Here is a 9,612-nt window from a genome sequence, read left to right as displayed (position 1 = left end):
AATTTCTGGATCAGTCCGGACGCGCCGACGCACTCGAATACGACCGCCGGGCCGGGCAATCCGCGTTGCGCGCGCACCTCGTTGAGCGCGTCGAATGGGGATTTCTCTTTCGGGTCGACCAGCACGTGCGCGCCGAACCGGTCACCGGCCAGCTGGCGCCGGTCGGCCTTGTAGTCGGCGACGACGATGGGTTCGATGCCGCGACCGGCCAGGGCCGCGACGGCCGAGAGCCCGATCGCGCCCGCACCGATGACGACGGGGATCTCGCCGGGCTGCAGCTGCGCTGAGCGCACGTAGAACTCGCCGACGGCGAACGCGTCGGTCAATGCCGCAGCGTCGTTGGACACCTCGCCGGGGACGGGCTTGGCCGCCACCTCCGAAACCACCAGCAGCTCAGCGAAACTGCCCTGCGCCGCGGGATGCTGACCGATGATCCGCATCCCGCCGGCGCCGCCGTCGACCAATCGCACCGGCATTGCGGTCACGCGCGTACCGACGGCGAACTGGCCGGTGCAGCCGGGCCCATGCCCGACGACCTCGCCCACGAATTCGTGGCCGAGCACGATGTCACGCTCGGTGTCGTAGAGCGAGCGACCGGTCGGGTCATCGATGGCGAGCTCGGGATGATCCATGAAATGCACGTCGGACGCGCAGATCGCGGTGCTCAACGTGCGCAGCAGCAACTCACCCGGCCCGGCCTGCGGGTCCGCCGTCTCGCGGACCTGTAACCGACCGTCTCGTAGCACCACAGCGCGCAATTGGGTAACTTTCTCGAATAATCGATATAGGATCTCGAATGTTCGTACAACTGTAAAAACGCCGTCGTAAAGGAGTCAAGGGATTCGCGGTTCGACGTCAGCGCCGACCGCCCGCGTGCTCGACGTCGTCGAGCTGCTGGCGCGGTCTCCACACGCGCGGCTGCGCTTCTCCGACGTGGTGCGCGAGCTGGACCTCACCCAGGCAACCGCGCACGCGATCCTGAAGACGCTGTGCGACCGCGGGTGGGCGAGTCGCGATCCGGTCGCGAAGACGTTCGCGCTCGGCCCCGCACTGGCGGTGGTGGCCGCCCGCACGGACACCGCCCGACCGCTCGCCCATGCGGCGCGGTCCGCGGCCCTGCGGCTGTCCCGGGAAGTCGGCTACGCCTGTTCGGTGGTCGAGAAGTTCGGTGATTCCTTGGTTGTCACCGCCTTCGAAGGCGAACCGGCCACGCAGCCGTCGGGCATACCGGGTGATCGCATCCCGTACGCGCCCCCGTTCGGCGTGGCGATGGCGGCCTGGGACACCGAGGAGGAACAGCGCGGGTGGATCCGGCGGGGCGCCGGTGACAATGCCGACCGCACGCAGCGCCTGCGGCAGGTGCTGGCGCACACGCGCGAGCGGGGATACGACGTCGACTGGACGACGCCGGCGCTCGCGCAGGCTGTGCAGGTGGTCGGCACGCTGGACAGCAGCGAAATGCCGACCCCGGTGCGTCACATCATGGATCAGTTGCTGGTCGAGTTCACCACCATCGGATTTCTCTCCGACGACAACCCGGGACGACGCAAGCAACCCGTGGTGACCATCGCCGCGCCGGTTTTCGACGACCGCAGCCGCGTCGCCCTGATGGTGGCCGTGCACCCGCTGTGTGCGCTGAGCGCGCGACAGATCCGCGACATCGGGAAACACCTGACCGACGAGACGGCCGCACTCAGCGGACCGCCACCGCGACCGCCCGTGATCGAAGGGGTCGAACACCGCGGCGCCTGACGCAATGCACAAACGGCGCTTCGATCGGATCCCGTCTTTTCAGTGGCGGCTGCTTTGGCATCGTTGCGTGGCGGCAGATGCCCTACACATCATCGCGTCCGGGCACACCGGCATCGAACGCGTTGAGTGTCACGGCGACCATCGAAAAGCAGCCCACCAAGAACACGATCTCGGCCGCTCCGTGTGAGCCGAAGCGGTGTACGGCGGCGCGATAAGTGGTCTCGGCAAGAACTCCTCCCCGGTTGAGGGAGGCCGCCATGTCAAAGGCGACGCCTTCGTCGCCGCTCAGGTCCGCGGGGCGTTCACCCGCGGTGATGGTGGCGATTTTTGATTCCGACAGACCTGCGCGACGTGCGAAATACTCATGGCCGTAGATTTCGTAGCGCGCCCCAAATTTCGCCGCGGTGACCAGGATGACCAACTGATGAATATCGCCCGGAAGTTGGGCGTGTTCCCACATCGACTTGTTGAATGACCAAGCCGGCAAGCCAAATTGGGGAAAGTGCAGCCAACCGTTGAAGGGGCCGATGAGCGCGCCGTCGCGGCGGTATGCGACTAGGTCGCCGAACTCGCCGTCGATTACGTTGCGCATATCGTCGTACAGGTCGTGCTGCACCGCGGTCAAACTGGCCGGTGGCAAAAGGGGAAGTCGCATCGGGCCCACCTCATAGATTGCGGTCGTTCATTCCAGCGAATCGCGCGAGCCGGGGTGAGTCCATGACTCGCTTGTGATCACTGGTAAGTCGTGCTTCCAAGCGCAGGTGGAGCCACTTAAGCTCGACATATGGAACTGCGCCAGCTGCGCTATTTCGTCGCCGTCGCAGAAGAATTGCACTTCGGTCGCGCCGCCCATCGCCTGCACATTTCGGGACCGGCGCTGTCGCAACAGATCATCGCGTTGGAACGCGAAGTGGGCGCTGATTTGTTGGTGCGGGACCGGCGCAGCGTCCGGTTGAGCGAAGCCGGCCGTACGTTTCTTCCGGACGCGCGCCGGATCCTGTCACTGGCCGACGACGCCAAGCATCGGCTGCAGCGGACCGCCGCACGAAGTGCTCCGGTGCGGCTGGGTTACGTCAGCTGGTTACCCGACGACATCGACGCCATCGTGGGGCCCTATGTGGCCTTGCGCCTGGACGAGTGGGTGTTGCCGTCGCACGTGCAAGCGGACCGCGTGGCCGAGGGCACTCTCGACATTGCGTTGGCGTGGATCACGGATGCGCAGGCCAAGCAGCGGGAGTTGACTCCCCACCTGCTACGGTCCGAACCGCTGAACGCGGTCGTCCCCGGGACGACCTCTTCGGAACCGGTTGGCGCACAGCATGTCAGCGTTCTCATCGACGACGACGCGTCGGCATGGGCCTCATGGAATCGGTTCGCTGAAGAATTCGCCGCCGACAACGGTGCACGTATCGTCGGAATCAACGACGGGGGCATCACCGGCGACGCGTTCTACGCACACGTGCGCAAAATCAGAAGCGCTGTGCTGGCGTCACCGAAGCGCCACAACGCGACACTCCCGCCTCGGTTGGGCCAGCGGCCAGTCGCCGATCCGATACCGCTGTGGACGTGGTCGCTACTGCATCGCCAAGACGATGATCGGGCCAGTGTGCGCGGCGTCGTGACTTCGTTGCTGGCCGTTGCGCGCGGCCGTGAGTGGCCGACCCCTCCCCCCGGGCGGTGGTGGACTCCGTCCGACGATCCCCACCGGGGCATCCTTGATCGTGGCACCGGTGTGCGGTGAGAACTTCCGTCAACCACTCGTAAGGAATCGATTCTGGACGGTTCCGCATTGCTGGGCTTGAGTGGGAGTAGCAGAGCGGAAGGGCGAAAAGTGGTGGCACATAACTACGTTGTGGACCAGCTGGCCGATTTCGTCGTGAGCGCGCGGCCGGCCGATCTGAGCGGGCAGCCGCGCACGCTGTTGAAACGCAATGTCCTCGACAGCATTGCGTGCGCCGTCGGCTCGCTGGACGGGGCGCTCATCCCGACTATTCGCGACCACACCGCCCAGTTCGGTGGCGCGCCGACGGCCACCCTGGTCGGCGGCGGGCGAGCATCGGTGGACCAGGCCGCGTTCTTCAACGCGGTGCTGGTGCGCTACCCCGATCTGCTCGATACCTATCTGACCGTGGGCGGGCTCTGCCATCCCGCCGACAACGTCGGCGCCGTTCTGGCCGTGGCGGAACACACCGGCGCCAGCGGAGCCGACTTCCTGCTGGCGCTGGCGGTTGCCTACGAGATCCAATGCCGTTTCAGTGCACAGGTTCCCGTGATGGCGCGCGGACTCAACCACGCGCTGCAGCTGTCGATGTCGGTTGCGGCGGGCAGCGCGAAGCTGCTGGGGCTGAGCGCCGGGCAGACCGCCAACGCCATCGCCGCCGCGGCGGCCGACAACGTATCGGTGGCGGCCGTCCATGCCGAACCGGTGTCGAACTGGAAGGGCATCTCGCCGGCGATCACCGGCATGCGAGCCGTGTACACGACGATGCTGGCAGCGCGCGGCATCACCGGGCCCAAATCACTGTTCGAGGGCCCGCACGGGTTGGTGCAATTGTTCGATCAGCCCATCGATCTCCGCACCGCCGACCGGAGCCTCACCTGTGTCGAGCAGACCTACTTGAAGCAGTACTGCGCACTGATCCACGGCCAGGTCGTGATCGATGCGGTCCTGGCCGTTCGCAGCGAGAACGGTTTGCGCGGAGCGGATGTCGCCCGGGTGGTCCTCGAGGTCTTCCAAGGGGCGTACGACTTCGCCGGTGGGGGTGCGTATGGCGACAAAGAACACCCGGTCACCAAGGAGCAGGCCGACTACAACCTCAAGTACCTGACCGCGGCCGCCCTGCTCGACGGGGGCGTGGGCCCCGAACAGCTTGAGAACGACCGGGTTTCGCGGGCTGACGTCCAGGATCTGTTGTCGCGGGTGTACGTCGAGGCGGCCGACGATCTGACCGCCGATTATCCGCAACGCACCGCGGCGCGGGTGCGCGTGATTACGAGCGATGGGCGAGAATTCAGCCGCGAGCAGTCGGATTACGAGGGATCACCTACCCGCCCGATGTCCTGGGAACGCGTCGTGGACAAGTTCGGCTGGCTCGCCGAACCCTTCTGCGACGCGCCGCTGCGCGATGACATCGTCGCCGCGGTGGCTCGTCTCGACGAGATCGGAGTCACCGACCTCACCGCACTCCTCGGGTCGGTGCTTCCCAACGCTCGGTGCGCTCGCAGCAAGCCGCGCTTCTGACGTCCGTTGCGCGCCCCCTTGCGTGGCCGACCGTCGGCCATGAATGATCCGGCCATGGGCAAAGAACACCGCCACAATCGGTGGGAGCTGGTCACCTGCGCCGTAGCGGGACACGCCACCTACGCACCGGACGAGAAGTCACTCGCGGACCGGTTGAGCGGCAGCACCGGACTGGGCGAAGTATGGCGCTGTCTGCGGTGCGGCGAATTCACCGTGGGCGAGCCGCACGGACGCGGCCGCGCCGAAGACGCGCCGATGATCATGCGCGGCAAGGCCTTACGCCAGGCCATCATCATCCGCGCACTGGCGGTGGAACGGTTGTTGCGAGCGGTGGTGATCGCGCTGGCCGCCTACGCGGTGTGGAAGTTCCGCGGGGCGCGCGGCGCCATCCAGTCCACCCTCGATCGCGACCTGCCGATCTTCCGCGCCGCTGGATTCAAGGTCGATCAGATGACCATCGTGCACGAACTGGAGAAGGCGCTGGCCGCCAAGCCGTCCACCCTGGCCGTGCTGACCTTGGCGCTGGTGGGGTACGCGCTGATCGAGGTCGTCGAAGGGGTTGGCCTGTGGCTGCTGAAGCGCTGGGGCGAATACTTCGCGGTGATAGCCACCTCGGTCTTCTTGCCGCTCGAGATCCATGACCTGGCCAAGGGCATCACCATGACCCGGGTGGTGACCTTCGCCATCAACGTCGCCGCGGTGATCTACCTGCTGGTCTCGAAACGGCTGTTCGGGTTGCGGGGCGGGCGCAAGGCCTACGACGAAGAACGACGCGGCGAGCAGCTGCTCGACGTCGAGAAGGCCGCCGCGGCGAACTGACCCCCACACCCAAGGCCGCGCCCGCGGGAGCGACAGGCATACTGCCCGTCGGAACGGAGGAATCAATGGGGACCTATGCCGTTACCGGGTCGGCTTCCGGGATGGGCCGCGAGACCGCCGCGCGACTGCGAGACAACGGGCACAGCATCATCGGTGTCGACATCAAGGACGCCGATATCGTCGCCGACCTGTCGACGCCCGATGGACGCAAAGCGGCGGCCGATCGCGTCCTGGCGGCCTCGGGCGACAGACTCGACGGCGCCGTCCTCGCGGCCGGCCTGGGTCCCGGCCCCGGTCGCGACCGCATCCGCCAGATCGCCGCGGTCAATTACTTCGGAGTCGTCGAATTGCTCGCCGCCTGGCGTGCCGCGCTGGCCGCCGCCGAAGGCGCGAAGGTCGTTGTCGTCGCCAGCAATTCGACGACGACGATTCCCGCGGTGCCACGCCGGGCGGTCAAGGCACTGCTCGCCCACGATGCCGACAAAGCGGTGCGAGCGGTGCGGCTGTTGGGTCCGGCGGCACCGACGATGATGTACGGGGCATCCAAGATCGCGGTCAGCCGTTGGGTGCGACGACACGCGGTGCGTGCGGAGTGGGCCGGGTCGGGCGTGCGCCTGAACGCATTGTCTCCCGGCGCGATCATGACACCGCTTCTACAGGAACAGCTGTCGAACCCCAGGCAGGCCAAGGCCGTCCGCTCGTTCCCCGTCCCGCTGGGCGGCTTCGGAGACGCGGGACACATGGCGGACTGGATGTGCTTCATGCTCTCAGACGCCGCCGACTTTCTCTGCGGCAGTGTAGTATTCGTGGACGGCGGTACCGACGCGTATTTCCGCCCCGACGACTGGCCAAAGGCGGTACCGGCACACCGATTGCCGGGTTATCTGCGCCGGTTCAAGGGTTTTCACTAGACGCACTGTTGCGTGCCCTTCGTTGCGTCACGAATGTGCCGTACGCCACAAATGGGCTTTTCGTGACGTTTACCGCGGCGCGGCGCCGCCGTAAAACGGCTGCGGTGCAATTGACTGAGTCGGCGCACATGCCGAAAGAACAAAGGAACACATTGTGGCCACACTTCCGGCCTGGGTCAGCCAGGCTCCTGCCACTTTCGACGTGGTCGCGCCGCTGAAGACGCGCGCCTTCGACGTCGTGCATGCGATGCTGCGAAGCTCGCGGCGACCGGCGGCCTCGGGTCCGCGCCTGATGCGCAAGGGCGTCGAACGCTGCTGACGGGCCGGTCGGGCAGATAGCCGTCCTACCGGGTCTTTATCGCCGATACCGCCTAACCCGGCGGAACGGCTGACTGCGCCGCCCGATCGCGTTCGCGCCGCCGCGCCCGGGAGGCGCGCAGGTTGACGGCGTTGCCGCACGTTTTGACGTCGTGCCAGACCCCGCTGTTGTTTTTCGAGCGGTCGTAGAACGTCGACCCGCACCGGTGGTTATGGCATCGCTTGATCCGCCGCCAGGTGCCGGCTTGCTGGCTCAACAGGATCTCGCCCCACAGCGCCGAGGCCAGCCAGCGCCAACCGCTGCCGCTGGGATCCAGCCGCACCTCACCGGAATCGGACAGCGTGAACGATGCGGTGACGCCGCTAGGGCCCCGCCCAGCCGGCGGTTCGCCGGCCACCAGCTGTTCGACGGTGGCCCGCAGGCCGCGAAGTTTCGCCAAATCCGCGTCGCCGAGCCCGGGCGGCTGCAGATTCACGTCGCGTGCGGCCGACCACGCTCGCACCGCTGCGGCTGCCCAGTCGCCGGCGAGGTCGGGGTCGGCCAGCAGGTCCGGTCCATATCCGTCGATGGCCCTCGTGTTGAGGAAGTCCTGGACCAGGCCCAGGCCACCAGGAGCCGCGGCACACCCGTACCGCTGTGACGCAACCCACGGTGAAGACATAGCCAAATATTACTTGCCTATGTCACAGCGGTCAACTACTGTGACGTAATCAAAGCAGTTTTGGCTACGTCAAAGGAGCGAATCATGGTCAACGTCAAGGGGTCGACGGTGGTGGTCACCGGGGGACAGCGCGGGCTCGGCAAGGCCATCGTGGCGGAGTTGCTGGAACGAGGCGCGGCCAAGGTCTACGCCACGGCCCGGGCGCCCAAGCCCAGTCAGGATCCGCGCGTGATCAGCGTCGAATTGGACGTCACCAAGCCGGACTCGGTGGCCGCGCTGGCGGCCAAGGCGCCGGACGCCGACATCGTCATCAACAATGCCGGTGTGCTCGGCGCCCGAAACCTCCTCACCAGCAGCATCGACGAGGTGCGAGCGGTCTTCGAGACGAACTACTTCGGCGCGCTACGGGTGGCCCAGGCGTTCGCACCGATCCTGGCGCAGAACGGCGGCGGGGCACTGGTCGACGTCGCCTCGATCCTGTCCTGGATGCCCGGATCCGGCGGGTATGGCGATTCCAAGGCCGCGCTGTGGTCGACGACGAATTCGCTGCGCATCGAACTCGAGAAGCAGGGCACCCTGGTCGTTGCCGCGCACCTGAGCTTCACCGACACCGATATGACCTCCGGCTTCGACGCACCCAAGAACGACCCGCGCCAGGTGGCGCGCGCGATCGTCGACGGCATCGAGGGGGACGACGCCGAGGTGCTGGCCGACGACGACACCCGCTACGTCAAGGCGGCGCTGTCCGGGCCGATTGAGGCGCTGCCCCGGATGGGGTGAACCGCCTGGACGCCGGCAGGTCTGTCCGAAGGAAGAAACCGTGCCGGGGGTCAAGCAGGCGCTTGCGGTGGCCCACTTGTTCGGGCCCAATCTTGGCTCTCTGCACTTCGGACAGACCACCTGGTTATCCCGGCAGCACCACCGTCGCATGCGCGCGCCGGCGCTGGGACCGCCAAAGGTCCTCAACGCCCGGCTCAAAGTCACGAACGCGCCAACCGGCGCGACGTGTTTGGATAGCGACATGGAAGAGGAACGCATTGTGAGCGCCACCCGCGTCATCTCGGCCAGCGCCGCCCGTATTTTCGAACTTATCGCCGACCCGTCTCGCCAGCCGAGTTGGGACGGTAACAACAACCTGGCCTCGTCGGCTCCGGGGCAGCGCGTCCGTCAGGTCGGTGATGTGTTCACAACGACCCTGACCAACGGTGCGGTGCGCGAAAACCACGTCGTGGAATTCGTCGAATGCAGCAAAATCGCCTGGTGCCCAGCGGAACCCAGGAAGCAGCCGCCCGGCCACCTGTGGCGCTGGGAGGTCAGCCAGATCAATCCGACGCTGACCACGGTGACCCACACCTACGACTGGACGGCGCTGAACGACCCCACCCGCCTCGAGCGCGCCCGTGCTACGACGCCCGACATGCTGCGCGAGTCGATGGACAAGCTCGCCATCCTGGCGCAATCCCCGGAATAGGTCCTTCTCATGGCCGTCGGAAACGCCCGACGGATCAGCCTTTCTTACCCCGCACCCACTGGAACGTTCCCAGGTTCTTCACCCGGATGCTCGCAAAACCGTTGCCTTCCAAGACATCGCCGATTTCGTCGTCGTCGAACGCATGCGCCCCGACATTCGGCAGCATCTGCCAATAGCGGGCCAAGGGTCCCGCGGTCGGGACCATGACGGCCAGCCTGCCGCCGGGCCGCAGCACGCGCGCGATCTCGGCAAGGGCGGCCGCCGGATCCGGCACCAGTTGCAGCACCGCGGTCGACACGGCCACATCAACGGTGCTGTCCCGCAGCGGAAGTCGCTGTGCGTCGGCCTTGATGAAGCCGACCTGCGGCCCGGCCTCATTGCGCACGGCGCGGGCAAGCATCGGCTCGGAGATATCGATGCCAAGGGCCAGCCCGTCCG

The 9,612-nt window shown here is 66.6% G+C and carries 12 protein-coding genes; 8 read left to right on the top strand and 4 right to left on the bottom strand.

All coding sequences use genetic code 11. The annotated features are described in order from the left end of the window. Nucleotides 1-749, bottom strand: a 749-nt coding sequence (locus A5652_RS23755; RefSeq protein WP_067357701.1) for an alcohol dehydrogenase catalytic domain-containing protein, incomplete at its 3' end; no start/stop codon positions are given. A gap of 124 nt (nucleotides 750-873) precedes the next feature. Between A5652_RS23755 and A5652_RS23750 the strand changes: the two genes are divergently transcribed. After that, on the top strand, nucleotides 874-1,752 hold the full coding sequence (locus A5652_RS23750) for a helix-turn-helix domain-containing protein (RefSeq protein WP_067357698.1): 879 nt from the start codon (nucleotides 874-876) through the stop codon (nucleotides 1,750-1,752). 82 nt (nucleotides 1,753-1,834) lie between these two features. Here the strand turns inward: A5652_RS23750 and A5652_RS23745 are convergent, their stop codons facing one another. Beyond that, a complete protein-coding gene (locus A5652_RS23745; protein WP_232001367.1) occupies nucleotides 1,835-2,368 on the bottom strand; it encodes a carboxymuconolactone decarboxylase family protein in 534 nt (177 codons plus the stop codon). A 168-nt stretch (nucleotides 2,369-2,536) separates the two neighbouring features. Here A5652_RS23745 and A5652_RS29035 point away from each other — a divergent pair, with 168 nt between their 5' ends. From A5652_RS29035 to A5652_RS28225, 5 genes are all read left to right on the top strand, one after another. Continuing rightward, nucleotides 2,537-3,493 (top strand): LysR family transcriptional regulator, encoded by a 957-nt coding sequence (locus A5652_RS29035; protein WP_067357692.1) that lies wholly within the window; start codon nucleotides 2,537-2,539, stop codon nucleotides 3,491-3,493. Between the two features lie 111 nt (nucleotides 3,494-3,604). Next, entirely contained in the window at nucleotides 3,605-4,993 is a 1,389-nt protein-coding gene (locus A5652_RS23735; RefSeq protein WP_067357715.1) for an MmgE/PrpD family protein, read from the top strand. A 54-nt stretch (nucleotides 4,994-5,047) separates the two neighbouring features. Continuing rightward, nucleotides 5,048-5,812: a DUF2127 domain-containing protein gene (locus tag A5652_RS23730; protein ID WP_067357712.1), complete on the top strand. Its 765-nt coding sequence runs from the start codon at nucleotides 5,048-5,050 to the stop codon at nucleotides 5,810-5,812. A 65-nt stretch (nucleotides 5,813-5,877) separates the two neighbouring features. Then, nucleotides 5,878-6,723, top strand: a complete 846-nt coding sequence (locus A5652_RS23725) for an SDR family oxidoreductase (RefSeq protein ID WP_067357690.1) — start codon at nucleotides 5,878-5,880, stop codon at nucleotides 6,721-6,723. A 154-nt stretch (nucleotides 6,724-6,877) separates the two neighbouring features. Then, a complete protein-coding gene (locus tag A5652_RS28225) occupies nucleotides 6,878-7,042 on the top strand; it encodes a hypothetical protein (protein ID WP_197514083.1) in 165 nt (54 codons plus the stop codon). A gap of 52 nt (nucleotides 7,043-7,094) precedes the next feature. Here the strand turns inward: A5652_RS28225 and A5652_RS23720 are convergent, their stop codons facing one another. Next, complete coding sequence (locus A5652_RS23720) at nucleotides 7,095-7,640, bottom strand: CGNR zinc finger domain-containing protein (RefSeq protein WP_067357708.1); 546 nt, start codon at nucleotides 7,638-7,640, stop codon at nucleotides 7,095-7,097. Nucleotides 7,641-7,787: 147 nt separating this feature from the next. Here A5652_RS23720 and A5652_RS23715 point away from each other — a divergent pair, with 147 nt between their 5' ends. Together A5652_RS23715 and A5652_RS23710 are read left to right on the top strand one after the other, a co-directional pair. Then, on the top strand, nucleotides 7,788-8,483 hold the full coding sequence (locus A5652_RS23715; RefSeq protein ID WP_067357687.1) for an SDR family oxidoreductase: 696 nt from the start codon (nucleotides 7,788-7,790) through the stop codon (nucleotides 8,481-8,483). A gap of 241 nt (nucleotides 8,484-8,724) precedes the next feature. Next, entirely contained in the window at nucleotides 8,725-9,174 is a 450-nt protein-coding gene (locus A5652_RS23710) for an SRPBCC family protein (protein WP_067357705.1), read from the top strand. A gap of 34 nt (nucleotides 9,175-9,208) precedes the next feature. Here the strand turns inward: A5652_RS23710 and A5652_RS23705 are convergent. Further along, on the bottom strand, nucleotides 9,209-9,612 hold a 404-nt coding region (locus A5652_RS23705; protein WP_156745517.1), incomplete at its 5' end, for a class I SAM-dependent methyltransferase.

This window comes from Mycobacterium sp. 1165178.9 (assembly GCF_001673555.1).
Classification (GTDB): domain Bacteria; phylum Actinomycetota; class Actinomycetes; order Mycobacteriales; family Mycobacteriaceae; genus Mycobacterium.
This window is presented reverse-complemented; position numbering and strand designations above follow the sequence as displayed.

Coding starts and splice junctions, on each gene's coding strand:
- A5652_RS29035 (WP_067357692.1), top strand. CDS start 2,537: ATGGAACTGCGCCAGCTGCGCTATTTCGTCGCCGTCGCAGAAGAATTG.
- A5652_RS23730 (WP_067357712.1), top strand. CDS start 5,048: ATGGGCAAAGAACACCGCCACAATCGGTGGGAGCTGGTCACCTGCGCC.
- A5652_RS23725 (WP_067357690.1), top strand. CDS start 5,878: ATGGGGACCTATGCCGTTACCGGGTCGGCTTCCGGGATGGGCCGCGAG.
- A5652_RS23715 (WP_067357687.1), top strand. CDS start 7,788: ATGGTCAACGTCAAGGGGTCGACGGTGGTGGTCACCGGGGGACAGCGC.
- A5652_RS23710 (WP_067357705.1), top strand. CDS start 8,725: ATGGAAGAGGAACGCATTGTGAGCGCCACCCGCGTCATCTCGGCCAGC.